The sequence below is a fragment of the Massilia paldalensis genome (assembly GCF_044901715.1).
GTDB lineage: Bacteria > Pseudomonadota > Gammaproteobacteria > Burkholderiales > Burkholderiaceae_D > Telluria > Telluria paldalensis.
Genome location: NZ_JBJCIU010000003.1, coordinates 306,233 through 331,256, shown reverse-complemented (window position 1 = coordinate 331,256; position 25,024 = coordinate 306,233). Strand labels below are relative to the sequence as shown.

Sequence of the window (25,024 nt, the reverse complement as noted above, 5' to 3'; positions counted from 1 at the left end):
CTCAGGCTCCTGCCGATAGCGACGCCGGAGCCGTCGACGCCGCTGTCGCCGCGGCACGGACCGGTTTGCTGATGCTGTACTGGAGGGTCGACGGTTGCAGCACCGCGTCGAAGTTGACCGGTTCCTGCGATGCATTGGCGACCAGGAGCGCCGTGATCGAAAAGCGCAGGCGGTTCACGCTGTCCTCGCGCATTTCGAGCAGGGCTTTGACGTTGCGCAGGCGCGGCTCATGCTGCGCGATGACGCGCTCGAGGCAGGCGCAGATGTGGGCCCGGTCCGAGGGGCTCGACAGCGAGCGCTCGGCGAAATCGTTCAAACCATAGGTGACGATCGAGCGGCTGCATTCCGGATACGCTTTCAGCGTCTCTTCCTGGATCGTCGAGCGCGTATTGAGCAGCGCTTCGAGGTCGCGTGCGACCGCATCCTTCAAATCGTCGGCCGACATGCGCATCATGCCGGGGCCGCCCGGACCGCGCGTCGGCGTGCCCAGCAAGCGGTCGATCAATCCAGGCGTAAAACCCTTCATCGTTTCTCCTTCATGCGCGCTGGGACTAGTCGCTGTGGCGGCCCAGTACGTCGGTCCGGTTGCTGATGCCAACCGGCATCTTTACATAGCCCGGCAGGAAAAAACAGTTCGGTGGGCGGCTGCCTACGCTGGATTTTGAGCGGCAGCAAGAGTGCATGTGGTTAAGAGCCACAAGCGCGCGCGGCGCGCTATGGTTGTCTGGTTACTTTCGATCAAACACTCAGCGAATCTTGCGCACCGACAGGAGATAAGTGTATGAGCAGCAAAGTACTGTGGGGTGAGGGCTTGTTGTTGCGACCCCAGCATTTCCAGCGCCAAGACCAGTACCACGAACATCGCCTGCACCGGAGCATCCATGCGGTGCATCCGTATGCCTGGGGCGTGGAGCGCCTGCAGGTCGACCGCGATGCGCTGGCGAGCGGCGTGCTGCGCATCCTCGACCTTGCCTTGCGCTTCCAGGACGGCGAACTGGTCGATGCGCCCGGCATGGACGACCTGCCCGACACCATCGACCTCGGCCAGCAGGGACAACAGCAGCAACCGTCACTACAGGCGATCACCTATTACGCCGCCCTGCCCGGCCTGAAGCCGTTCAGCGGAAATTTCGCCCAGCCCGGCCAGGCCGTGAACACGGCCCGCTTCGTGCAATCGAATCAGGAAACGCCCGACCTGTACACCCAGGCCGCACCGGCCCAGTTGTCCTACCTCAGGAAGACGGTGCGGATCGTTGCCGAGCACGAACCGCGTGATGCGTATATCCACTTTCCTCTGCTGCGGGTACGGCGTTCCGCCTCCGGTGGTTTCGAGCTGGACGATGGCTTCGTGGCGCCGAGCCTGGCGATCGGCGCGGCGCCGATGCTGTTCCTGCAATTGCGCCGCCTGCTCGATGCCTTGCACGCCAAGGTGGGCGCGCTGGTCGGCCACCAGCGCGAACCGAGCCGCAACGTGATCGAATTCCGCTCCGGCGACATGTCCTCGTTCTGGCTGCTGCACACGGCCAGTTCCGCCTGCGCCACGCTGGCGCACTACGTCAACCATCCCCACCTGCATCCTGAGCGCCTGTTCGAACAGCTGCTCAACGTGGCCGGCGCCTTGATGACCTTTTCCAAGAGCTGGACGCTGGCCGACCTGCCGACCTATCAGCACGCCGATCCCGGTCCATCGTTCGCCAAGCTGAACCAGATCGTGCGCGAGCTGCTCGATACCGTCATCTCCTCGAAGTACTTCGCCATCGTGCTGAGCGAAGTGCGGCCTTCCTACCACCACGGCATGCTCGACTCGGGCAAGATCGACGACAAGACCACCTTCTATATCGCCGTTTCGGCCGACATGCCGGCCCTGGAACTGGTCGACATGGTGCCGCTGCGCTTCAAGGTGGGCGCGCCGGACGACGTCGAGAAATGCGTGCTGTCCGCCCTGACCGGCGTGCGCCTCCAGTACGCGCCCCAGTTGCCCGCGGCGGTGCCGGTCCGCCCCGACACCTGCTACTTCATGCTCGACGCCAAGGGCCATATGCATGAACGCATGCTGCAGGCCCAGTCGATCTCGATCTACGTCCCATCGGGAATGAAGGAATTGAAGCTGGAATTGCTGGCGGTCGCGACGTGACGACCGCACGGCATCGACAACAAGGAGACGCACGATGGCAGGACCACTGATCCGGCTCGGCGACAAGACCTCCCACGGCGGCACGGTCGTCGAAGCATCCACCCACAGCACGAGCGGCGGCAAGGGCATCGCCCGCATGGGAGACAAAGCGACTTGCCCGCTGCACGGCACCACGTCCATCGCCAGCGGTGACGGCACCCTGGTCGTCGACGGCAAGCCGGCCGCCCGCCACGGCGACAAGACGGCCTGCGGCGCGACGCTCATCGCGGGCCAGCAAGCAACCACCGACAACATCTAGCGAGGCCGCCATGTCGACGACTACCGACACCACCGACTCCGTCGCCATCGGCGCCAGCCGCCCGCTGCCCGACTGGCTCAAGGGCGCGCTGCTGGCCGGCTGCATCTTCTTCGCATGCTGGGCCGGCGCCATCACCTGGTGGCGCTTGAACCGCAGCGCGCCCGCCGGCGGCGAACTGGCGCTCTACCTGCTCGGCGTGCCGTCGCTGCTGGTGCTGGCCTTCTTCGTCGGCCACCGCCTGCTGGGGCGAAGCACGGTGCGGACGGCCGCGCCTGCCGTCGCGGGCCGCCAGGCATCCGCGCAAGACGGCGCAGCGCCAGCACCGCATGCCGCCACCCTGGCGATCCTGGGCGCGGCGGTGCGGTCCGCGCACGGCGTCTCGCCCGCGGAGCTGGCCGCCACGCTCGCCGCCGGCACCGCGCGTGCCGACCTCGATCCGGAACTGGTCGACGACGACGGCTTTCCCATCATGAGCGTGCGCAGTCCGGATGCCAGGAACGAGGCGCTGCAGGAGCAGATCGCCGACTGGCTGGCGCACCACGGCCTGGCCGATGCCGGCTTCGGCGAGGAGCAATGGCGCGCGCTGGTGCTGGGCAGCGCCGTCGTCGAGGAACTCGCGGCTCGCGCCGTCGCGCAGCTGCTGCCGGCCGACGGCAAGCCACCCCTGCTGCGCCTGGCTCCCCTGCTGCCGCCCGACTGGTCGCCCGACCAGCGCCAGGCAGCCGCCATGTGGTTCGAGCACCTGGCCGAGCGCTGCGGCTGGCCGGCCGCCCAGGTCGCATTCGCGGCAGAGGCGGCGCCGGGGCTGCCCATCGCCCTCCCTTCCGTGCTGCTCGACGGCCTGGCGCGCGATGCGGCTGCCGCTGACGCTCCCGGCATAGCGTCCGGCAATGCGCCCGTCATTGCGCTCGTCGTGGCTTGCGCGTCCCACATCGGCGCCGATAGCGTCGCCCGCTGGTCGGCCGATGGCACGCTGTTCACGTCCGCGCATCCCCATGGACGGATCCCGGGCGAGGGCGCAGCCGGCCTCCTGCTGGCGGACCTGAGCCAGGCCCCCGCCATCGGCAATGCCCCGTTCGCCCTGCTGGAGCCATTACATGAATCCCGCCGCGCGATCTCCGCGGACGAAACCCGGCGTGCCGATGCCAGCGCCCTCGGCGAAGCGGCGGAACGCGCACTGGCACGCCACGGCAACGGCGATGGCGCCGTGACACGCATCGTCGCCGACACCGGCCATCGCTCGAGCCGCGTCATCGAGCTGATGGGATTCATGGTCGGATCGATGCCGCAGCTGGACGAAGTCGACGACGCCGTACGCGTCGGCGAAGCCTGCGGCGCCAGCGCCGCGGTGCCCTTCATCACGGCGCTGGCCATCGCGTCGCACCATGCGCTGGACGAAGAGGGCCCGGTGCTGTGCATCAGCAACGAAGACCCGTACCGGCGCAGCGCAGCCTTGCTGCAGTCGGGCAGCATCTCTTCCTGAGCATCGGGACGCACGCATGCACGCTGCCCGCATGGGCCAACAAGCAGGATCTTGGGTTCAGCTCAACTTGGGCGCGATGGCCAGTTCCGGCTGCGGCTTGGGCGCATGGGCCGAGAGGTCCTCGGGCGCCAGCTGCTCGGGCAGCGTGACGATGCGCTGCCACAGTGCGTAGCCCACGCTGCGGTTCGCCTTGCTCAGCTGGTAGGCCGGCAGCGCATCGGTGCCCTCGGCCAGCCACAGCGCCTCGTAGGACGGCACCAGATGCGCATCGTGCCAGGCATCGCCCAGCGGGGCCAGCGTGTCCTGCAGCACGGCGGCGCTGCTGCGCATGCGCACCCAGCGATGGTTCAGCCAGCCGTTCTTCTGGCGGTCTTCGTCGAGGAAGCGCGCGATCACCCGCTGCGCCGCCGCGCTGCCGCTGCGGCTCATGGTGGCGATGGCGTCGCGCCGCATGTCGAGGTTCAGGCCGCCCTCCTTGCGCGTGTGGCGGATCAGGACGACGCGGTCGCGGTAGCCGGGCGTGCGCTTCAACGCCTCGTCGCGCCAGCGGCGGATCGTGCCGACAATGGCGGCGGCGAAGCGCGCCAGGTCGGGCTTGCCGTCCGCGCCGTCGACGGCGAGCCAGGCCGGCGTGATGCCGTCGCTGTTATTGGTCGGCAGGGTCACGCGGCGCTCGAACGGCGCGTCCTCTTCCAGGTCGGCTTGCAGCGTCACGCCGAAGGTCGGGCGGGTCGGCAGGATGGCGTCGAAGAAGTGGATCGGGAAGTTGCTGGTCAGGCCGCCGTCGGAGAACCAGACACGCAGCAGTTCCACGCCGTTGCCGCTGGCCGGGAGCACGCGCAGGCGGTACAGGGGCACGGCCTGCATCAGCACGGGAAAGCTCAGGCTCATGCGCGCGGCGACGATCACCGGCAAGTCGTCGGCGGACGGCATGAAGTAATAGTCCTCGCCGGCCGCGTTCAGGTCCGCCAGCAGCTGCGTCGTGCGTTCGCCGTGCCGCGTGCGGCGCGCGCCTGCCTTCATGGCCTCGACGATGGCCGGTGGGAACAGGGCCGCCATCTCCGATGCCCGGAACACGAGATCGGCGCCCGAATGCGGCAGGCGGTGCGCGCGCAGTTCGGACAGGCCGGTGGTCATCAGCGCCAGTTCGATCGGCGGCTCGGACGTGCGCAGCTGGCCGAAGGTCAGCGGGGCGTCGTCCGGCAGGCCGGCGATCTCCTGAATCAGCGCATGCAGCCATTCGGTCAGCGCGGGCGGGTTGCCGGGGCGGGTGCGCAGGCCCGGGCAGATGCCGCAGCGGTTGGCGCGCAAGCCGCGCCAGGCCGACAGCGCGGCGTGCAGCACGGCGCCGACCGTGGCGCCGGCCAGCACGCACAGGCCGAACCACAGGCTGCTGGCGATGCCGCCCGCGATCGATGCCGGCCAGTGCCCGCCGAGCAGGCCGGCGCTGACGACGAAGCCCAGCGCCCACAGGCCGGCGCCGGTGACGGAACCGAGCGGGAAATGGCGCACCAGGCCGGCCAGGATGCAGGCGGCGGCGCGCGGCCTGGTCGTGTTCAGCGCCGCCGCCAGCACGCGGAAATGCGGGGCCAGGTCGGCGCAGGGCTGGAACAGCGAGAACAGGCGCGTGTGGCCGCCCACGGACGCGCGCAGCCGGCGCGGCACGCCGGCCAGGAGGGCGAAGCCGTCGTCGCGGCCCCGGCCTTCCTTGCGCACGCGGTTGCGCTTGTACTGGGCCGCCGCCGCCGCGGTGGCGGCCACCGATCCCACGCTGGCCCCGCCGATCGAGCGCAGCGTGAAGCGCGCGGCCAGCCTGGCCACGAAGGAGGGATAGACGACGCCGGAGGTGACGCCGCCCTCCATCACGATGTCGCATTCGGTGGGCAGGAAATCGGTCATTGCGTGCAAGCTGGAACACTCGGGGTGGTCATGCCCCCATCATGCCATGCAAGGTTCCCGCCATGTCGCGGCGGCCGGCGCTGCGCTCCATGCTCTGCACGTCGAGCGGACGCGTGACGCGGTAGCGCACCAGCGCGGCGGCGCCGATGGCGACGGCCTGCGTGCCGAAGTGCGAGGTGCGGATCGCCGGCGGCGCCAGCAGCGCGGCGTCGGCGTATTCGGCCAGGACCCGGCGCGCGGGCGCGGTGAACGCGCTGCCCAGCTGCAGCGCTGGACCGCCGATGACGATCGCCGTCGGATCGAAGCCGGCCCACAGGTTGTTGAGCAGGATGCCGAGCTGGCGCCCGGCCGCGTCGACCGCCGCGCAGGTGCTGCGTTCGCCGTCCGCGACGCGCGCGAATAGGCGCTCGAGCGCCGGATGGCTGGGACGCTCGCCCTGCAGCAGCGCGGCCAGGCCGATCAGGGCATCGGCGCAGCCGCGCCGTCCGCACGAGCACGGGGGCCCGCCGGCCTGCAGCACCGCGTGGCCGACTTCGCCGCCGAAGCCGCGCAGGCCCGTGAGCAGGCGGTCGTTCACCAGCACGCCGGCGCCGACGCCGTAGCCGATCGACAGGTAGATCAGCGGATCGGCCGAGGCCTGGTCGGCGAATTCGAATTCGCCCAGGGCCGCCACGTTCGCCTCGTTCTGCATGTACAGCGGCAGCTCCGCCAGCGGAGAACCGGCGAAATGGGCGCTGACCTGCGTGGCCACGTCGACGTTGCGCCAGCCCAGGTGCGGCGCATGGCGCAGCACGCCCAGCGCCTCGTCCACCGCGCCGTGCAGTCCCATGCCCACGCCCAGCACGCGGCGCGGGCCGCCCGCGACATCGCCCTCCGCCCCGGCGGGACGCGCCAGGCGTTTCGCCAGCCGCACGAGGGCCAGCGCCACCAGGCGCAGGCACGATGCCGGATCGGTGGCGTCGTCGTAGCTGACGATGCGCGTGTCCAGCACCTTGCCCAGCAGGTCGACGGCCACCACCCGCGCCTCGTCGACGCCCACGTCGGCACCCAGCAGGGCCAGGCGGCGCGGGTCCAGGTGCAGCGGCGTCGCGCGCCGTCCGACCTCGCCCGTGACGAGCAATTCGCTTTCCAGCAGCCAGCCTTCGTCCATCAGTTCGCGCACCAGCATGCTGACGGTGGACTTGGTCAATTGCAGCACGTCCGCCAGCGCCGCGCGCGACAGGCCGGGCTGGCTGCCGACCTGGCGTACCAGCGCCATCCGATTCAACTGTTTCAGAAGCTGCTGGTCACCGGTGACAGGCATGGGGGGCAAGGGAGAGGGGGAGTTGTGATGATTATGCAACATGACCGCGTCACGCAACAGGGGTCTCGCAACGCTTTTTATCGCCGCACAGCGGGACGGCAGGATGCGTGAAGTCCTTGATTTGTTTATGAAATCGATTTCTTATCTCTGCCGCCTGGCACGATTCCGGCGCCGCGCACGGGCAACATGCACTGAACTTAGTTTGTTCATTGAATTGACCAAATACTTTCTTTTGCATACTCTGCAATAAGTACGTTCGTTAAATCAGATGACGCAAAAGGTCACTCGCCGCAATCGCCCAGCACGCGCCATGCGGCATGAATGAACGTCGTCCCACCACAAAAACCAGGGGGACGCAGGTGAATTTCGTAGCAAGACATCGGTAGCAATTCGGCCGTAGCACGCATCACCACCGCCAACGCCGTCGCAGAACGGGCGCGGCGTTACTTTCCGTAGAGAGAGGAGACATTGTGCTGTACAACACCAAGGGGCATGCCCCATCACGCCTGCACACCAGGCATCGCTTGATTTCCCTCGCCGTGGCCGGCGCCTGCGCCGCGCTGTCGGCATCCGGCCACGCCCAGGAAGCGAATCCGCCATCCGCCGACGCCACCGTCAATGCGCCGCCGAGCCCCGCCGTCTCGAATGCCCCGCCGACCGCCGCCAACACGGTGATCGTGACGGGTATCCGCGCCAGCCTGCAATCGACGCTGAACCTGAAACGCAACTCGGACGGTATCGTCGACGGCATCGTGGCCGACGACATCGGTAAATTCCCGGACACGAACCTGGCCGAGTCGCTGCAGCGCATTTCCGGCGTGTCGATCGACCGCAACCGCGGCGAAGGCGCCAACGTCACCGTGCGCGGCGTCGGCCCGGACCTGAACATGGTGCTGCTGAACGGCCGCCAGATGCCGACGGCGAGCCTGGGCGACCAGGCCGGCCGCGCCTTCGACTTTTCCAACCTGGCATCGGAGTCGGTGCAGCAGATCCAGGTGTACAAGAGCGCGCGCGCCGACACGCCGCCGGGCGGCATTGGCGCCACCATCAACATCATGACGGCGCGTCCGTTCGACCTGGGCAATACGGCCAGCGTGGGCGTGAAGGCCGTCTACGACAGCTCCAACGACAACCTGCCGGAAGCGGACAAGGCCAAGCGTTCCTACACGCCTGAAATCTCGGGTATCTACAGCACCACCTTCGGCAACGGCATGTTCGGCCTGGCCGTCAGCGGCAGCTACCAGGAACGTAACCTGGGCGTGAACCAGGCGTCCGTCACCAACGGCTGGCTCGGTCCGTTCAAGATGGGCGACACGTCGAGCGGCGCGATCCCGCAGCCGGGCACGCCGGGCTATTCGACCGTGACCAATCCGCCGGGCGCCAACGACATCTACCTGACGCCGCAGAACATCTCCTACTTCATGCGCGGCTCCAAGCGCCAGCGCACCAACGGCCAGCTGACCCTGCAGTTCCGCCCGAACAAGGACCTGACCACGACGCTGGACTACACCTATTCGCAGAACAAGGTGCAGACCAAGTACCACGAGCTGTCGGCCTGGTTCAACCACGACACCACGGTCCAGTCGAGCACCTTCACCAAGGGCCCGGTCGCCACGCCGATCTACTACGAGGAGCGCGTCACCAACCAGGACATCGCGATGAACGGTGGCGACTTCGCCACCGTCTCGAACAACAACTCGATCGGCTTCAACGCCCAGTGGAAGGCGTCGCCGTCGCTCAAGTTCACCTTCGACGCGCACCATTCGACCGCGGAAGCCAAGAAGGACAGCCCGTACGGCTCGAACAACGACCTGGCCACCGTCAGCTTCAGCCGCGGCACCTCGGCGCTGGACTTCAGCAGCGAAATGCCGGTCCTGTCGATCCAGGGCGCCGACTTCGTGCGCGCGCCGCACCAGGTCAGCGGTTCCTGGTTCCAGGACGGCATCAACAAGATGAAGATCGACCAGGCGCAGGTGGGCGGCAACCTGAAGCTGATGGAGCGTTCGAACCTGAACTTCGGCCTCGGCTACGTCAAGAACAACAACCACTCGAAGTTCCAGCAGGTCCAGCGCGACACCTGGTCCGGCACCGCCACGGCGGCCAACGGCGGCTACGACCAGAGCCTGTGGCAGGCCGACTCGCTGCGCCAGTACTTCGACAAGCTGGGCGGCTCGGGCAACCCGAACCTGTTCAACCAGATCCACACCTTCGACTTCAGCAAGGTGCGCGACGCCGCCATCGCCCTCACCGGCGACAAGGCCGGCTACACCCCGAGCCTGTCGGATCCGCAGTTCGACCGCACCACCGTCGAGAAGACCAAGTCGCTGTACCTGCAGTTCAATACCGACTGGGATACGGCGATGCCGATGCACACGGGCGTGGGCTTCCGCTACGAGAAGACCGACGTTGCCTCGACCGGCCTGGCCAAGGTGCCGACGCAGCTGAACTGGATCTCGCAGAACGAGCTGCCGCTGGTGTTCGGCGCGACCACCTACCAGACCCAGACCGGCAGCTACAAGAACTTCCTGCCGACCGTGGACTGGGACATGGACGTGCGTGACGACCTGAAGGTGCGCGCCAGCTACGGCGTGTCGATCGGCCGCCCGCGCTACGACCAGATCGAGGGCGGTACCAGCATCGGCACCACGGCTTCGGTGCGCGGCGTCACGGGCAACCGCGGCAATCCGGCGCTGGAACCGGTCAAGTCGAAGAACCTGGACCTGTCGGCCGAGTGGTACTACACCAAGCAGAGCATGCTGTCGCTGGGCCTGTTCCACAAGGACCTCGACAACTACGCGGGCCAGGTGGTGGTCAACGAACCGTCGGCCACGGCCACGACGCCGGTCGGCGGCAAGTACTGGAACGCGGCGGTCGCGGCGGGCTGCGTGGCTACCGACACCACGTGCATGCGCAACTACATCCTGCGCAACTTCAACGGCCAGCCGGGCGTCACCTATACCGGCAACAACGAGGCGGGCAATGCGCTGGGCACCATCAGCGGCATCGCGGGCGATCCGGCGCTGCCTTACCTGCTCACGACCTACGTGAACGAGAAGAAGGCTAAGCTGAAGGGCGCCGAGGTGAACTGGCAGCACTTCTTCGGCAACAGCGGCTTCGGCGTGCAGGCGAACTACACTTGGGTCAATTCCGACCTGAAGTTCGACAACATGGGCACGGCGAACCAGTTCGCGCTGGTGGGCCTGTCGGATTCGGCCAACCTGGTCGGCATCTACGAGGACAGCAAGTGGTCCGTGCGTCTGGCCTACAACTGGCGTGACGAGTTCCTTGCCTCGGTGGCGGACAACAACCAGCCGAACCCGCGCTACGTCGAACCGTATGGCCAGGTCGACCTGAGCATCGGCTACAACCTCACCAAGAACCTGAGCCTGTCGTTCGAGGGCATCAACCTCAACGACGAGACCATGCGCACGCATGGCCGTACCAAGGAGCAGGTGCTGACCGTGACCACGGGCGGCCGCCGCTACATGGTGGGGGCGCGCTACAAGTTCTGACCGCGGCCACGCCAGCCGCACGTCGTCCCCGCGCAGGCGGGGACCCAATCCATGTAAGCGTAGAGGTGACGCAAGCAGGAAATTGGGTCCCCGCCTGCGCGGGGACGACGTTGTTTATACTGTTTATATCATTAAGCAGGTACGCCGACGATCACGCTGGACGCCTTGAACATGGCGGTGGCCGTGGCGCCTTCGCGCAGTTCCAGGTGCTCGGCGCTGGCATTGGTGATGATGGCGGCGATGCTGCCCCCGCCCGCCAGGTCGATCACGACCTCGGTGTTGACGGCGCCCGGTACCAGGCGTGACACGGTGCCCTGCAGGCTGTTGCGGGCGGAGAAGCGCGCGCCGCCGGCATCGGTCATCAGGATCACCGACGACGATTTCACCAGCGCGAAGGCGTGCGCGCCGGGCTTCAGGCCCAGGCTGTCGGTGCTGTCGTGGGTGACGATGGCGACGATCCGGTGGCCGCCCGCGATGTCGAGTTCGATCTCGTCGTTGACGGCGCCGGCCTTGACGCGGGCGACGGTGCCGAAGAACTGGTTGCGTGCGCTGGTTTTCATGCTCAGCCTCTGGAACAGGTTGAAGTCGTCGGCGATCGTGGCCGACTGCTCGTTGAGTTGTTCGACGAACTGGCGGTGGATCCGTTCGATCGCCTGGAAGTTCTGCACCAGCTGCTCTCCGCGTGCCGTCAGGCGCGTGCCGCCGCCACCCTTGCCACCCGTGAGCCGTTCCACCAGCGGTTCGCCGGCCAGGTTGTTCATGGCGTCGACGGCGTCCCAGGCGGCCTTGTAGCTCATCTTGATGGCCCTGGCGGCCTGGCTGATCGACCCGGTGGCGGCGATCTGGGCCAGCAGGTCGATCCGCCCGGCGCCACCGAACTTTTCGCCGCCCACCGTCATCCACACCGAGCCTTGCAGCGCGAACGCCATGCTGTCCTCATCCATTGCCATCTCCTGTGGTGTCGAAGCGAGAGCATAACCGTACCGGTACGGCATTGCACCTTCGTAAATCTTTCGTTATATACTCGGCAGCATAACGCTTTTTCAGGGAGAATCCGATGAAACGTCTTGCCGTCCTGCTGGCCATGAGCGAGTGCGCCCTTGCCCATGCCGCGGAGGTCCAGGTCGCCGTCGCCGCCAACTTCACCGAGCCGATGAAGCAGATCGCGGCCGCGTTCGAGAAGGACACGGGCCACAAGGCCGTGCTGGCCTTCGGCGCCACCGGCAAGTTCTACGCCCAGGTCCGCAACGGCGCGCCGTTCGAGGTCTTGCTGGCGGCCGACGACGAGACGCCCGCCAGGCTGGAACGGGAAGGCAGGACCGTCGCCGGCTCGCGCTTCACCTATGCCACCGGCAAGCTGGCGCTGTGGTCGAGCAAGGCCGGCTATGTCGATGCCCAGGGCAAGGTGCTGGAGACCGGCAACTATGCGCACCTGGCGATCGCCAATCCGAAGACGGCGCCGTACGGCCTGGCCGCGACGGAGACGCTGGACAAGCTCAAGCTGACGGCGAAGGTGCAGCCGAAGATCGTCCAGGGAGAAAACATCGGCCAGGCGCACCAGTTCGCCGCCACGGGCAACGCGGAACTGGGCTTCGTCGCCCTGGCGCAGGTCTGGAAGGACGGCAGGTTCACGTCGGGCTCCGGCTGGATCGTGCCGGACAACCTGCACGGCCCGATCCGCCAGGACGCCGTGATCCTGGCCAAGGGGGCCAATAACGAGGCTGCCCGGGCGCTGGAAACCTATCTGCAATCGGACAAGGCCAGGGGCATCATCCGCAGCTTCGGCTACGCGCTGTGATGATCGATACCCGATGAGCGCTGCCCGATGATTGCTGCCCAATGATCGATGCTGCCGACGTCGCCGCGGTCTGGCTGACCCTGAAGCTGGCCGCCTGCGTGACCGCCCTGCTGCTGGCGATCGGCACCCCGATCGCCTGGTGGCTGGCGCGCACCCGCTCGCGCCTGCGCCACGTGGTCGGCGCCGTGGTCGCCCTGCCGCTGGTGCTGCCGCCGACCGTGATCGGCTTTTATCTGCTGCTGCTGCTGGGGCCGAACGGCGCCGTCGGCCAGGCCACGCAGGCGCTGGGCCTGGGCCTGCTGCCGTTCACCTTTCCCGGCCTCGTCATCGCATCGCTGCTGTACTCGATGCCTTTCGTCGTGCAGCCGCTGCAGAACGCGTTCGAGGCCGTCGGCGACCGCCCCCTGGAAGCGGCGGCCACGCTCCATGCGAGCCCCTGGGATGCGTTCTGGTCGGTGGCGGTGCCGCTGGCCAGTCCCGGCTTCCTCACGGCGGCCGTGCTGGGCTTCGCGCACACGGTGGGCGAATTCGGCGTCGTGCTGATGATCGGCGGGAACATCCCGGAAAAGACGCGCGTCGTCTCCGTGCAGATCTACGACCACGTGGAAGCGCTCGAATACGCGCAGGCGCACTGGCTGGCGGGCGGCATGCTGGCCTTCGCCTTCCTGGTGCTGCTGGCGCTGTACACCTTCAATCCGCATGCCGTGAAAGGACAACGTTGATGGAAGGGATTCGCGCCCGCATCCGCCTCGACCGCGGCGGCTTCCTGCTCGACGTCGACCTGGCCTTGCCGCAGCAGGGCATCAGCGCCCTGTTCGGCCATTCCGGTTCCGGCAAGACGACGATCCTGCGCGCCATCGCGGGCCTGGAGCGCGCGCCGGGTGGTCACGTCTCCCTGGGCGACGAGGTCTGGCAGGACGATGCGAACGGCATCTTCGTGCCCGTGCACCGGCGCCCGCTCGGCTACGTGTTCCAGGAAGCGAGCCTGTTCGCCCACCTGGACGTGCGCGCCAACCTCGATTTCGGGCGCCGGCGCGTGCCGGCATCGGAACGCCGCTTCGAGATCGCGCCGGTGGCCGAGCTGCTGGGCATCGGCCACCTGCTGGGGCGGCGCCCGGCCGGCCTGTCCGGCGGCGAGCGCCAGCGCGTGGCGATTGCGCGCGCCCTGCTCGCGTCGCCGCGCCTGCTGCTGATGGACGAGCCCCTGGCCGCCCTCGACCTGCGCCGCAAGCAGGAAATCCTGCCCTACCTGGAACGCCTGCACGACGAACTGGCGATCCCCATCGTCTACGTCAGCCACGCGCCGGACGAAGTGGCGCGCCTGGCCGACCACCTGGTGCTGCTGGACGAGGGCAAGGTCGTGGCGAGCGGCCCGCTGGGCGAGACGCTGGCGCGGGTCGACCTGCCGGCGGCCTTCGCCGACGATGCCGGCGTCGTGCTCGACACGGTGCTGGCCGGCCATGAGGAAGATCATCTGTCGCGTCTGGAGTTCGCCGGTGGCACGCTGTACGTGGGCGGGCACCGCGAAGCGCCGGGCACCCGCCTGCGCTGCCGCATCCACGCGCGCGACGTCAGCCTGGCATTGGAACGCCCGCAAGCCAGCAGCATCGTCAACGTGCTGCCGGCCGTGGTCGCGGCGGTAGCGGCGACCGACACCCCCGGCCACGTGCTGGTGCAGCTGCGCGTGGGCGCGTCGCCCCTGCTGGCGCGCATCACGGAACGCTCGCGCCGCGAGCTCGACATCGCCCCCGGCCGCCAGGTCTGGGCACAAGTCAAGGGCGTCGCCCTGCTCGCCTGAAATTCGGGGTCAGAGCACTTTTATTGGAAATTTCCCCGTGCCACCAGACAGTGCAGTCGTTCGGGGGCAGCTCTTTGCTGTACGTGCTGCATGCCACAGAACATGCCGCCAAGCTCTTTCCACAAAAAGTGCTCTGACCCCGAATGCTGGAAATAATGTGCTCTGACCCCGAACGATCAGCGCACGCGGCGGACGGAGGAGATACGGTCGTTCATGTCGACCATCGGGTAGCGGCCCGGGCCGAAGACTTCGCAGCGGCCACGGAAGTCGACGTCTTCGCAGAATTCCCAGCGGCCTTCGCGGATGACGATGGAGCTGGCGCGGTCGTTGAAGCCGTAGTCGATCAGGTTGCGCGCATCGCGTTCGAGGGCCAGGTCGGGGCCGCGGAAGTCGCGGTCCTGGAACAGGATGACGTCCGGGCCGCCGCGGCGGTCGTCGCGGTCCCAGCCGCCGTGTCGACCGTCGCGGCCGTCACGGTCGTCGCGGTCCCAGCCCGGACCACGGCCCGGGCCGCCGCGCGAGATCTCGCGGATCGACGACACGGAATCGTTGAACGGCAGCTGGCGGTATTCGCCCGGGCCCAGCTCGGCGCAACGGCCGCGGAAGTTCGCGTCCTCGCACAGTTGCCAGATGCCGGAGCGGATGACGACGCTCGAGATGCGGTCGTTGAAGCCGAACTCGGACAGGTTGCGGGCATCGCGTTCCAGCGTCACGCGGTTGCCGCGGAAATTGCTGTCGGCAAAAATGGTCATTTCGCCGGCAAAGGAGGTGTTGGCAAGCGTGGCCAGGACGGCAGCGGCGGCAAGCAGGTGTTTCATTGTTTTTTTCTCCATGATGGTCGATGCGCCTCCCGTCGGCGCCTGGTCAGTTAACGCACCAGGAAACGAGCGGGCAGACAGTTTCTTGTAACAAATTTATACGTCGACCACCAAGCCCTCCATGCTAGGCGCCCACCTGCACCGGCTCGATCTGCTCGGCGCGCAGCAGGGCCACGATGCGTTGCCCCAGCGCCTCCAGCTCGGCATGGTGCGAGAGGTTGCGCACGCGCTGGTTCATGCGGCGCCGGTCGTGGATCGAGATCGACCAGCCGATCGGCCGGCCGTCATAGCCCGCCCGGGCGCCGCAGCAGCTGGCGCAGCAGATCGCCAGGCTCAGTTCCTCCGACGGTTCGTACTCGAGGAACCAGGCCCACTCCTCGCCGCTCGGATAGCCGGTGACGATGCCCTGCCCGTTCAGCGCCTGCGCCAGCCACAAGGCCAGCTCGAAACCGTAGCGGCCGGGATCGAGCTGGCAATCCTCCGGCAGCGTCGGCAGGAATTTCTCCGACGAGAATTCGATACCCCAGGTCATCGATGCCTCCTCCAGGCATGCAACGCGGATCGTGGACGGCCTTGCGGCCGACGTTTTCCGTATTGTATCGATGTCTATCCACGGATAGATGGATTGGCGTTATCGTGTCGGGGTCCAGGCAAGGGCAGTAGCACGGCACGCGCGCCCCTGACGAGGGCCGCACCCATGCGTTCCAGGCGCGGCGGCTGGATGCGCCAGGCGTGCCAGTACAGCGGCACGTCGACGAACAGGCCGGGCGCCAGGTCGACCAGGGTGCCGGCCGCCAGCATGTCCGCGCACTGCTCGAGGGGCAGCAGGCCGTAGCCGAGGCCGATCCGGATCGCCTGCACGTACGGGTCGCTGGACGGTACGTAGTGGAAGGGATAGGCCCCTTCCGGCAAGCCGAAATGCTGCAGCAGGAACACCGTCTGCAGCGTGTCCTTGCGGTCGAACACCATCACCGGCGCGCGCCGCGCCGCCGCGCGCGTCATCCCGCCGGGGAACCAGCGCGCGGCAAAGCCCGGCGAGCCGACCATGCGGTAGCGCATCGCGCCCAGCGGCTCTACGGTGCAGCCGCGCATCGGCTCCGTCTCGCCGGAGACGCAGGCCAGCGCCCTGCCCTGCTCCAGCAGCGCGAAGGTATGGCCCTGGTTGTCCAGCACGAACTCGACCAGCAGGCCCTCGTCCAGCAGCGCCGGCGCCAGCACGGGCAGCAGCCAGGTCGCCAGGCTGTCGTTGTTGACGGCCAGCGTGACGCGCGCCGGACCGGCATCCTCGGCCTGCTCGGCGAAGAATTCCTGTTCCAGCAAGGCGCGCCGGCGCAGGAACTGCAGCAGGCGCATGCCGGGCGCCGTCGGGCGGCACGGACGGGCGCGCACCAGCAGCGGCGTGCCCAGGTCCTGCTCGAGGGCGGCGATGCGCTGCGAGATGGCGGATGGCGTCACGTTCAGCCGTGTCGCCGCCGCCTCCAGGCTGCCGCTGTCGACGGCGGCAAGAAAAGCCTCGCTGCGGCGGGGATCGATGTTCATGGATTAGCCGGGTTTAATGAAGATTAGATTTCATTAATATAATTGATGTGACCATCCTTGGCAGGCATGCTGGCGTCCCGACGATATGGAGCCACGATGTTTTCCCAAGCCATCTTCCTGCAAGGCCTCGGCCTTGGCGCCAGCCTGATCATGCCGATCGGCGCCCAGAACGCCCATGTGATCCGCACGGCCGTACGCGGCCGCCACCTGCTGCCGACGGTGGCGGCCTGCATCCTTGTCGACGTGGCCTTGATCGCGCTGGGCATGTCCGGCTTCGGCGCCCTCATCGAATCCTCGCCGCGCGTGATGATGGCCGCCCGCTGGGGCGGCGCCGCCTTCCTGCTGTGGTACGGCCTGCGCTGCCTGCGGTCGGCCTGGCGCGGCCAGGAGGACGGCGTGGCGGACGATGGCGCGGCGGCTGCGCAGCCGGGCAGCGCCTTCAGGGCGCTGGGCCTGGTGCTGGCGCTGTCGCTGTTGAATCCGCACGTCTACCTGGATACGGTGGTGCTGCTGGGCGCCGTCGGCAGCAGCCTGGCGCAGGACCACCGGACGTCGTTCGCGGCGGGCGCGATGACGGCTTCGCTGCTGTGGTTTTCGGGACTGGGACTGGCGGCGCGGCGCTGCGCCTTCGTGCTGGCGCGTCCGAAGGTGTGGCGCGCGATCGAGACCTTCACGGGCCTGACGATGCTGGTGCTGGCGGCGCTGCTGGCGCGTGCCGCTTAAGGAAGCAAATAAGGAAGCGAATAAGGAAAGCGAACAAGGAGAATGCAACGCGGGACGGCGCGGCGGAGGCGCCGTCCCGCCGGCGTCATTTCTGCGCCAGGACCCACTTGGCCAAGGACTGGGCTTCGGCGTCGCTCACCTGCGGGTTGGGCGGCATCGGCACCGGACCCCAGGCACCCTGGCTGCCCTTCTGGATTTTTTGCGCCAGGCGCGTCGCCGCGTCGGCATCCTTGGCGTACTTGGCGGCCACGTCCTTGAAGGCCGGGCCGACCACCTTGGTCGATACGTTATGGCAGGCCATGCAGTTCTTTGCCTTGGCCAGGTCGGCCTGGGCGAGCGCGCTCTGGGCGGTGCCCACCAGTGCCAGCGTCGCAGCCAGCGTGATCCAGGTTTTCATGCAAACTCTCTTTCTGTCGTCGTTGGTAAAGTCGTTTCCGATGCAGCGTGCCGACGGCGTCAGGCCGCCAGCGCCGGAGGCAGATCGTCGTCCGCCTGCGCCGCCAGCGCCTTGCCGCCTTCGACCGACATCTGCGCGGGCAGCGCCACGCCGTTCTTGACGGCGGTGAGCTCGGCCAAGATCGAGACGGCGATCTCGTACGGCGTCTTGCTGCCGATGTACAGGCCGATCGGGCCGTGCAGCTTGGCGATCTGTTCCTCGGTCAGGTCCAGTTCGCGCAGGCGCTCGCGCCGGCGCGCATTGTTCGCGCGCGAGCCGATCGCGCCCACGTAGAAGGCATCCGTCTTGAGCGCTTCCATCAGCGCCATGTCGTCCAGTTTCGGGTCATGCGTCAGCGCCACCACGGCGCTGCGGCTGTCCAGGCGCATGGCCAGCACCTCGTCGTCCGGCATCGTGTGCACGACGCGCACGCCCGGCAGGCTCCAGCTGCCGCGGTATTCCTCGCGCGGATCGCACACGGTCACCTGGTATTCCAGGCCCACGGCGATCTGGGCCAGGAACTGCGACAGCTGGCCGGCGCCGATGACGAGCAGGCGCAGGCGCGGCCCGTGGATGCTGACCAGGCGGCGGCCTTCCAGGTGCAGTGGCTCGTCGGCCACGCCTTCGGCCAGCGCGACGGCGCCGCTGTCCAGGTCCAGCGTGCGCCGCGTCAGCACGCGGCGCTGGGCCAGCGCCAGCAGCTCGTCCATCCGGCTGTGCGCGCCGAGCGGCTCGACCACCAGCTGGATCGTGCCGCCGCAAGGCAGGCCGAAGCGGTGCGCCTCGTCGGCCGAGATGCCGTAGGTGAGCACCTCGGGCGCCGTGCGCACGATGCCCTTCTCGCGCACGGCCGCGATCAGGTCGTCCTCGATGCAGCCACCCGAGACCGATCCGACCACCTGGCCGTCGGCGCGGATTGCCATGGTCGCTCCCACGGAACGCGGGCTGGATCCCCAGGTACGCACCACCGTCACGTACTCGCACGCGTGGCCGGCGCGCAGCCAGGCGGCGCACGCGTGCAGCACTTCGAGGTCGATACTGTCCATCACAAGTCCTTTCGTATTCCAATGCGGCTTCATGACATCGAAGCAATAAGATGCATGCTAGCGCAAATCGGAATACGATGACTGTCGCGCAGTACGCCCTTCCTGCCAACTGATCGTTCGGAAGGGAGGGGAACGTTTCGGTATACTTTCCGGATCGCCAACAACGCTGGAGGCCGCCATGAAACCGGACCTGTTGTCCCTGCTGCGCATCGACCATCCCATCATCTCGGCACCCATGGCCGGCGTGTCGACGCCGGCGCTGGCCGCCGCCGTCTCCAATGCCGGCGGCCTGGGCGCGATCGCCGTCGGCCACGGCAGCGCCGCCCAGGCGCGCGGCGCCATCGAGGCAGTACGGCGCCTGACCGACCGGCCGTTCAGCGTGAACGTGTTCTGCCACCGTCCCGCCGTGCCGGACCCGGCGCGCGAGGCCGCCTGGCTGGACTGGCTCGCGCCCCACTTTGCCGCCTTCGGCGCGGCGCCGCCCGCCGCGCTCGCGACGATCTACAACACCTTCGTCGACGACGACGAGATGCTGGAACTGTTCCTGGAACTGCGCCCGCCCTCGGTCAGCTTCCACTTCGGCCTGCCCGACGCGCGCCGCATCCGCGCGCTGCACGATGCCGGCATCGTGCTGCTGGCCAGCGCCACCACGCCGTGGGAGGCGCGCCAGGTCGAGGAAGCGGGCATCGACGCCGTTGTCGCCCAGGGCTATGAAGCGGGCGGCCACCGCGGCACCTTCGATCCGGAGAACGGCGACACCGCCATCGGCACCTTCGCCCTGCTGCCGCTGGTGGCGCAGGCCGTGAGCATCCCGGTGGTGGCCGCCGGCGGCATCATGAACGGCGCCGGCATCGCCGCCGCCCTGCGCCTGGGCGCCCAGGGCGCGCAGCTGGGCACCGCCTTCATCCCCTGCCCCGAATCCTCGGCCACGAGCCACCACCGCGCCCTGCTCGCGGCCGGCGACACGAACATCACCGCCGTCACCGACGCCATTTCCGGCCGCCCCGCGCGCGGCCTGGTCAATCGCCAGTTCGCCAACGTCGGCGCGCCCGCCCGGCCGCCCGTGCCGGACTACCCGATCGCCTACGACGCCGCCAAGGCCCTGAACGCGGCCGCCACGCAGAACGGCAACCAGGACTATTCCGTCAACTGGGCCGGCCAGGCATTCGCGCTGGCGCGGCCCATGCCGGCCGCCGAGCTGGTGGCCACGCTGGTGCGCGAGCTGGCGGCCCAGGAAGGGGTGTGAGGCCGTGGACGTGCTGCCGCTGCGCCACGCGGATTTCCGCCGCATCGACCTGAACCTGCTGGTGGCCTTCGACGCCTTGATGGCCGAGCGCCACGTGGGACGCGCGGCCGCCCGCCTGTTTATCGGCCAGCCGGCGATGAGCCATGCGCTGGCGAGATTGCGCGAGGCGCTGGGCGATCCGCTGTTCGTCCGCGCCGGCAACCGCATGGAGCCCAGTGCGCTGGCGCTGGAACTGGGGCCGCGCGTGCACGACTGGCTGGAACAGGCGCACGGCTTCCTGTTCGCGCGCGAGCAGGTCGACCTTGCCCAGGTCCGCGCGACCGTCAAGCTGGGCCTGATCGCCGGCCTGGAAGCGATGCTGCTGCCGCCGCTGATGCAGCGCGCCAGCGCCGTGGCGCCGGGGCTGCGCCTGTGGTCGCGCCAGTTCAGCCGCAACGAGCTGCCGGCCGCCATCGATGCCGAGGACGTCGACCTGGCGCTGTGGGTGCCGGAGCCGGGCCAGCGTGACTGGCACGGCATGCAGCACCTGGTGCGCTGCGGCTTCGACGCCGTCTATGCGCGCAGCCAGGTCCGGCCGGACGGGCCGATGACGCTGGAAACAGCCGTGCGCTATCCGCAGGTGGCGCTGGGCTGGCGCGGCGAGGAGGATTCCATCGTCGACGAGGTCATGGCCGCCCGCGGCCTGCGGCGCAACGTGATCGCCCTGTCCGACAGCCAGCTCGCCACCGCACGCCTGCTGGCGACGATGCCGGTCGTGTCGCTGCAGCCGCGCATCTACAGCGGCATCTACCGCGACATGCCGGACATGGTGGTGACGCCGCTCGACATCGACGAACTGGGCATGGACATCGGCCTGCTGTGGCACCGCCGCCGCGAGCACGACCCCGTGCTCGACTTCGTGCGCCGCGCCATCGCCGCCATCGTGCAGGGGCAGGCCGGGCCGCAAGGCTGAGGCAAGGGCGGCGGGTTGCTGGTATGCTAGTCCGGCTCCCGAACGTGGAAAACCATGAACAAACTCGCCTTCTTCCCGCTGGCCGCCGCGCTGTCCCTGTCCGCCTCCTTCGTGCCGCAGGCGCAGGCCGCCATTCCCATCTACGGCTTCGTCGTCAAGAACACCTACCCGCACGATCCGCAAGCCTTCACCCAAGGCCTGTTCTTCAAGGACGGCCACCTGTACGAGAGCACCGGCCAGAAGGGCCAGTCCTCGCTGCGCCGCGTCGATCTCAAGACCGGCAAGGTGCTGCAGAAGAAGGACCTGGCGCCCGAGTACTTCGGCGAAGGATCGACGGCCGTGGGCGATAACATCGTCGGCCTGACCTGGCAGTCGAACGTCGGCTTCGTCTACGACGCGAAGACGTTCTCGCTCAAGAGCCGCTTCAACTACAAGGGCGAAGGCTGGGGCCTGGCCAGCGATGCGAACGCCGTCTACATGAGCGACGGCACGCCGGAGATCCGCGTGCTCGACCCGAAGACGCTGGAAGAAAAGCGCCGCATCCGCGTGAATGCGGAAGGCAAGCCGGTGCCGCAGCTGAACGAACTGGAAGTGGTCGACGGCCAGCTGTACGCCAACGTCTGGGGCACCGACGTCATCGCGCGCATCGACCCCGCGAGCGGCAACGTGGTCGGCTGGATCGACCTGACCGGCCTGCTGCCGCCGGACAAGCGCGGCACCAGCAACGTCGACGCCGTCCTGAACGGCATCGCCTACGAACCGAAGGGCAAGCACCTGTACGTCACGGGCAAGCTGTGGCCGAAGCTGTTCGAGATCGAACTGATCAAGCTCGAACGTCGCTGATGGATCTGGTGGGGTGATTGATGCCACTGGCATCAATCACCCCACCCTACGGATCGGAGCATATCTTGTAGGGTGGGCACCACGTGCCCACCATTCGTTTACGTGACGGCGACCACCACCTTGCCGAAATGCGCGCCCGATTCCATGTAGCGGTAAGCATCCGGCGCATGGTCGAAGTCGAACACGCGGTCGATCACCGGCTGCACGCCCGCCGTGGCGGCGAAGCCCGCGACCTTTTCCAGCATCGCGCGGCTGCCGACATAGATGCCGACCAGGCGCTTGGCGCCCATCAGCAGGGAGGCCGGATTCACTTCGCCGCCGAAACCGCTGACGCCGCCGATGATGGCCACGCTGCCGCCCATCGCGGCCGCCGCCACCGAGCGGTTGATGGTGCCTTGCCCGCCCACTTCCAGCACCACGTGGGCGCCCACGCCGTGGGTCACGCGCAGCACTTCTTCCTGCCATTCGGGGAAGCTGCGGTAGTTGATCGTGTGGTGGGCGCCGAGCTCGCGCGCCCGCTCCAGCTTCTCGTCGCTGGACGAAGTGATGATGGTGTTCAGGCCCGCCGCCCGCGCCAGCTGCAGGCCCAGCACGGACACGCCGCCCGTCCCCAGCAGCAGCACCGTGTCGCCGGGGCGGATGGCGTTGCTCGATTCGAAGATGGCGTTCCACGCCGTCACGCCGGCGCAGGGCAGGGTGCAGGCGTCGACGAAGCTCATCGACGCGGGAATCTTGACGAGCGCCCGCTCGTCCAGCACCACTTCCTCGGCCAGCATGCCGTCGATATTGCCGCCCAGCGCCAGGCCGACCTTGTCCGGCCCCGTGCGGCCGTCCTGCCAATACGGGAAGAACGACGCCGTCACGCGGTCGCCGACCTGCAGGGACGTCACGCCCGGGCCCGTGGCGATGACTTCGCCGGCGCCGTCGGAGCAGGGAATGATGGGATCGTCGACGGTGACCAGGTAGTCGCCCCTGGCCACCATCAGGTCGCGGTAGTTGAGCGAGACGGCATGCACGCGCACGCGCACTTCGCCGGCGCCCGGCTCACGGTTGGGATAGGCCACGCTGTGCAGCGCGTCGATGCCCTTGCCGGGCAGGATCTGGTAAGCACGCATCATCGCCTCCAATGGGTGTTCAATATGCTCCGATGAGCTTCAATGAGTTCCAATGAAAATGCCCGCCGGACGGCGGGCATGGTAGCGGTACCGCGCCGGTCAGTAGCGGCGCATCTGCTGGTTGCTGTAGGTCTGCTTGAAGCCGCCTTTCGACTGGAACTTTTTCCACAGGAAACCAGCGATGGCCATCAGGATCATCTTGCGCATGAGAACCTCCATAAGATCGGAAAAGATGGAACAACCTTACCGGGTTCCCCGCGCACGTGGCGCAGGATAGGACCGCTTCTTATTTCGCGGCCACGCGGGCTTTCTGGGCCGGAATGAAATCTTCCAGCACAGCCTGCTTCAGCAGGGCCGGCGGCAGGATGCCCTGGGCGATCACGAAGTCGTTGAAAGCTTTCAGGTCGAAGTCCTTGCCGAGCGCGATCTCGGCCAGCGTCTTGAGCGAGCGCAGTTTCACGTAGCCATAGTAATAGGCCGTGGCCTGGCCCGGGCTGCGGTAGGAATAGCGGTCGACTTCCGACTGCGCGAACGGCTCGGACAGCACCACTTCCTGCATCAGGAAGTCCTTGGCCTGCTGCGGCGTCATGCGACCCAGGTTGATCTGCGGGTCGAGCAGGGCGCGCGCCATGCGCAGCAGGCGCGCCTGCAGCGAGACGAGCTGGCCTTCCGGCGGCATGTAGGGCAGGATCAGCGCCTCCGAATACAGGCCCCAGCCTTCGACGTTGGTGCTGTTGAAGGCGAAGCTGGCGCGCGCCACCGACATGCCTTGCTCGACCATGGAGGCGAACTGCAGCTCGTGGCCGGGACGCGCCTCGTGCGCGGCCAGCGTCCAGGCCATGGCGGTGAAGTCGAAGTCGTTCATCTTGTCCTTCGACTTCGCGTTCGGGTTCGCCAGCGGGATCACGAATTCGCCGTATTCTCCCGTGTTGCCGATCAGGCGCGGGGGGCTCATGAACGGGGCCGGCGAACGCGCCGCCTCGGCGGCGGTGGCCACGCGGATGTTCGCGTCGCGTTCCGGCAGCGTGACCAGGCCGTGGGCGCGGATCATGCCCTCGATGTCCTTCAGGCGCTCGCGGTAGTAGGGCAGCAGCTGGTCGGCGGGAATCGACGTCTTCTTCAGTTCGCGCAGCACGTCGCGGTAGTCGGACGTGAGCATCTTCCTGTCCGCGGCGATGCCGTTGGCCACCACCTGCATCTCGTCGCGCACTTCCTGGAAGTCGAAGCCGGCGCGCTCGATCATCTGTTCCGGCGCGATATCGACACCGACGTTGGCCAGGCGGTTCACGTACAGCGCTTCCGGCAGGCGCACTTCCTTGCGCGCGCGCGGCACGATGCGTTCCTTGACCCAGGCGTCGTAATCGGCCACCTGGCTTTTCAATGCGGCGAAGTCCGCTTCCCAGCCGGTGAGGCCGGCCTTCTTGAACAGGTCCTCGATGCCATCCATGTAGGTGGCGTTGTTGTTCAGGCCTTCCTCGACCTCGCCGACATAGGGTCCGATCAGCTTGCGGTCGGCCAGGCGTTCCTCGCCGCGCGCCCTGGCCAGGGTGGCGATCGGCGTGTAGCCCGCTTCCTTGCCGGCGTAGCGCTTCAGGCGCACCAGCGCGAGCTGCTGGCGCTGCGGCTTGTTGCGCGGGTCGAGCAGGGCGCGCAGGCCGCCGTAGACGAACTCGCCCACGTTCGTGTACTCGAGCAGGTACTGGTGTTCCAGCTTCATGCTGGCGATCTTCTTTTCGCGCGAATCGATCAGGATGTCGAGATCCTGGCGCACCTTCGGATCCTGCTCGCGCGCACGCTGGACGCGCAATGCCTTCAGGCGCTTTTCCGTGTCGGCCAGCTCGCGCTCGTAGACGCGCGGCTTGAGGTCGACGACCGCCGTGTCGAAGCTTTCGTCGCCCAGTTCGGTGGCATTCTCGGGCACGTACTTGCCCGTGTCCTGCAGGACCGGCTGCGTATAGGCGTCGCTGCGCGCAACCCAGGCGGGCGTGGCGGAGAAGGCGGTGCTCGATGCGAGGAGGAGGGCGAGGCCGAGGTGGCGGCGGATGCGGGGCATGGGGCTTCCTGTTCAGAGGCGAAACAGG

22 protein-coding genes are annotated in these 25,024 nt (G+C 67.9%); 11 read left to right on the top strand and 11 right to left on the bottom strand.

Annotated features, from left to right (window positions below; genetic code table 11):
• Position 1: 1 nt before the first annotated feature.
• Positions 2–526, bottom strand: a complete 525-nt coding sequence (gene tssE, locus ACI1V7_RS16165; RefSeq protein WP_404532818.1) for a type VI secretion system baseplate subunit TssE — start codon at positions 524–526, stop codon at positions 2–4.
• Between the two features lie 255 nt (positions 527–781).
• Here tssE and tssK point away from each other — a divergent pair, with 255 nt between their 5' ends.
• The 3 genes from tssK to ACI1V7_RS16150 are packed head-to-tail and all read left to right on the top strand — an operon-like array spanning position 782 to position 3,915.
• Entirely contained in the window at positions 782–2,134 is a 1,353-nt protein-coding gene (gene tssK, locus ACI1V7_RS16160) for a type VI secretion system baseplate subunit TssK (RefSeq protein WP_404532817.1), read from the top strand.
• Positions 2,135–2,168: 34 nt separating this feature from the next.
• Entirely contained in the window at positions 2,169–2,432 is a 264-nt protein-coding gene (locus ACI1V7_RS16155) for a PAAR domain-containing protein (protein ID WP_404532815.1), read from the top strand.
• A gap of 10 nt (positions 2,433–2,442) precedes the next feature.
• A complete protein-coding gene (locus ACI1V7_RS16150; RefSeq protein WP_404532814.1) occupies positions 2,443–3,915 on the top strand; it encodes a hypothetical protein in 1,473 nt (490 codons plus the stop codon).
• A 57-nt stretch (positions 3,916–3,972) separates the two neighbouring features.
• Here the strand turns inward: ACI1V7_RS16150 and ACI1V7_RS16145 are convergent, their stop codons facing one another.
• Both ACI1V7_RS16145 and ACI1V7_RS16140 read right to left on the bottom strand, forming a co-directional pair.
• Positions 3,973–5,814, bottom strand: a complete 1,842-nt coding sequence (locus ACI1V7_RS16145) for a patatin-like phospholipase domain-containing protein (RefSeq protein WP_404532813.1) — start codon at positions 5,812–5,814, stop codon at positions 3,973–3,975.
• 28 nt (positions 5,815–5,842) lie between these two features.
• Positions 5,843–7,072: an ROK family transcriptional regulator gene (locus tag ACI1V7_RS16140; protein WP_404532812.1), complete on the bottom strand. Its 1,230-nt coding sequence runs from the start codon at positions 7,070–7,072 to the stop codon at positions 5,843–5,845.
• A 569-nt stretch (positions 7,073–7,641) separates the two neighbouring features.
• Between ACI1V7_RS16140 and ACI1V7_RS16135 the strand changes: the two genes are divergently transcribed.
• On the top strand, positions 7,642–10,629 hold the full coding sequence (locus ACI1V7_RS16135; RefSeq protein WP_404532810.1) for a TonB-dependent receptor: 2,988 nt from the start codon (positions 7,642–7,644) through the stop codon (positions 10,627–10,629).
• Between the two features lie 131 nt (positions 10,630–10,760).
• Here the strand turns inward: ACI1V7_RS16135 and ACI1V7_RS16130 are convergent, their stop codons facing one another.
• Entirely contained in the window at positions 10,761–11,573 is an 813-nt protein-coding gene (locus ACI1V7_RS16130) for a TOBE domain-containing protein (protein ID WP_404532809.1), read from the bottom strand.
• A 113-nt stretch (positions 11,574–11,686) separates the two neighbouring features.
• Here ACI1V7_RS16130 and modA point away from each other — a divergent pair, with 113 nt between their 5' ends.
• The 3 genes from modA to modC are packed head-to-tail and all read left to right on the top strand — an operon-like array spanning position 11,687 to position 14,225.
• A complete protein-coding gene (gene modA / locus ACI1V7_RS16125) occupies positions 11,687–12,427 on the top strand; it encodes a molybdate ABC transporter substrate-binding protein (RefSeq protein ID WP_404532808.1) in 741 nt (246 codons plus the stop codon).
• Between the two features lie 41 nt (positions 12,428–12,468).
• On the top strand, positions 12,469–13,149 hold the full coding sequence (gene modB / locus ACI1V7_RS16120) for a molybdate ABC transporter permease subunit (protein ID WP_404532807.1): 681 nt from the start codon (positions 12,469–12,471) through the stop codon (positions 13,147–13,149).
• Positions 13,149–14,225, top strand: coding sequence for a molybdenum ABC transporter ATP-binding protein (modC, locus tag ACI1V7_RS16115; RefSeq protein ID WP_404532806.1), 1,077 nt, complete (start codon positions 13,149–13,151; stop codon positions 14,223–14,225). Before modB ends, modC begins: the two co-directional genes overlap by 1 nt.
• A gap of 176 nt (positions 14,226–14,401) precedes the next feature.
• Here modC and ACI1V7_RS16110 read toward each other — a convergent pair whose 3' ends face one another.
• From ACI1V7_RS16110 to ACI1V7_RS16100, 3 genes are all read right to left on the bottom strand, one after another.
• The gene (locus ACI1V7_RS16110; protein ID WP_404532804.1) at positions 14,402–15,043 is read right to left on the bottom strand and encodes a beta/gamma crystallin family protein; all 642 of its coding nucleotides are present in this window, start codon (positions 15,041–15,043) and stop codon (positions 14,402–14,404) included.
• 124 nt (positions 15,044–15,167) lie between these two features.
• Positions 15,168–15,575, bottom strand: a complete 408-nt coding sequence (locus tag ACI1V7_RS16105; protein ID WP_404532803.1) for a hypothetical protein — start codon at positions 15,573–15,575, stop codon at positions 15,168–15,170.
• A gap of 74 nt (positions 15,576–15,649) precedes the next feature.
• Positions 15,650–16,582 (bottom strand): LysR family transcriptional regulator ArgP, encoded by a 933-nt coding sequence (locus tag ACI1V7_RS16100; protein WP_404532801.1) that lies wholly within the window; start codon positions 16,580–16,582, stop codon positions 15,650–15,652.
• A 96-nt stretch (positions 16,583–16,678) separates the two neighbouring features.
• On the opposite strand from ACI1V7_RS16100, the gene ACI1V7_RS16095 reads away from it, so the two are divergent.
• The gene (locus tag ACI1V7_RS16095; RefSeq protein WP_404532800.1) at positions 16,679–17,305 is read left to right on the top strand and encodes a LysE/ArgO family amino acid transporter; all 627 of its coding nucleotides are present in this window, start codon (positions 16,679–16,681) and stop codon (positions 17,303–17,305) included.
• An 85-nt stretch (positions 17,306–17,390) separates the two neighbouring features.
• Here ACI1V7_RS16095 and ACI1V7_RS16090 read toward each other — a convergent pair whose 3' ends face one another.
• Positions 17,391–17,702, bottom strand: a complete 312-nt coding sequence (locus ACI1V7_RS16090) for a c-type cytochrome (protein WP_404532799.1) — start codon at positions 17,700–17,702, stop codon at positions 17,391–17,393.
• 59 nt (positions 17,703–17,761) lie between these two features.
• Positions 17,762–18,787 carry an XdhC family protein gene (locus ACI1V7_RS16085; protein ID WP_404532798.1) on the bottom strand — a complete coding sequence of 342 codons (1,026 nt, stop codon included), beginning with the start codon at positions 18,785–18,787 and terminating at the stop codon, positions 17,762–17,764.
• Positions 18,788–18,965: 178 nt separating this feature from the next.
• Here ACI1V7_RS16085 and ACI1V7_RS16080 point away from each other — a divergent pair, with 178 nt between their 5' ends.
• The 3 genes from ACI1V7_RS16080 to ACI1V7_RS16070 are packed head-to-tail and all read left to right on the top strand — an operon-like array spanning position 18,966 to position 21,828.
• Positions 18,966–20,033 (top strand): NAD(P)H-dependent flavin oxidoreductase, encoded by a 1,068-nt coding sequence (locus ACI1V7_RS16080; RefSeq protein ID WP_404532797.1) that lies wholly within the window; start codon positions 18,966–18,968, stop codon positions 20,031–20,033.
• Between the two features lie 4 nt (positions 20,034–20,037).
• A complete protein-coding gene (locus tag ACI1V7_RS16075) occupies positions 20,038–20,985 on the top strand; it encodes a LysR family transcriptional regulator (RefSeq protein ID WP_404532796.1) in 948 nt (315 codons plus the stop codon).
• A gap of 54 nt (positions 20,986–21,039) precedes the next feature.
• On the top strand, positions 21,040–21,828 hold the full coding sequence (locus ACI1V7_RS16070; protein WP_404532795.1) for a glutaminyl-peptide cyclotransferase: 789 nt from the start codon (positions 21,040–21,042) through the stop codon (positions 21,826–21,828).
• Positions 21,829–21,926: 98 nt separating this feature from the next.
• Here ACI1V7_RS16070 and ACI1V7_RS16065 read toward each other — a convergent pair whose 3' ends face one another.
• Both ACI1V7_RS16065 and ACI1V7_RS16060 read right to left on the bottom strand, forming a co-directional pair.
• Complete coding sequence (locus ACI1V7_RS16065; protein ID WP_404533421.1) at positions 21,927–22,943, bottom strand: zinc-dependent alcohol dehydrogenase family protein; 1,017 nt, start codon at positions 22,941–22,943, stop codon at positions 21,927–21,929.
• A 286-nt stretch (positions 22,944–23,229) separates the two neighbouring features.
• Positions 23,230–24,996 (bottom strand): DUF885 domain-containing protein, encoded by a 1,767-nt coding sequence (locus tag ACI1V7_RS16060; RefSeq protein WP_404532794.1) that lies wholly within the window; start codon positions 24,994–24,996, stop codon positions 23,230–23,232.
• Positions 24,997–25,024 lie beyond the last annotated feature (28 nt).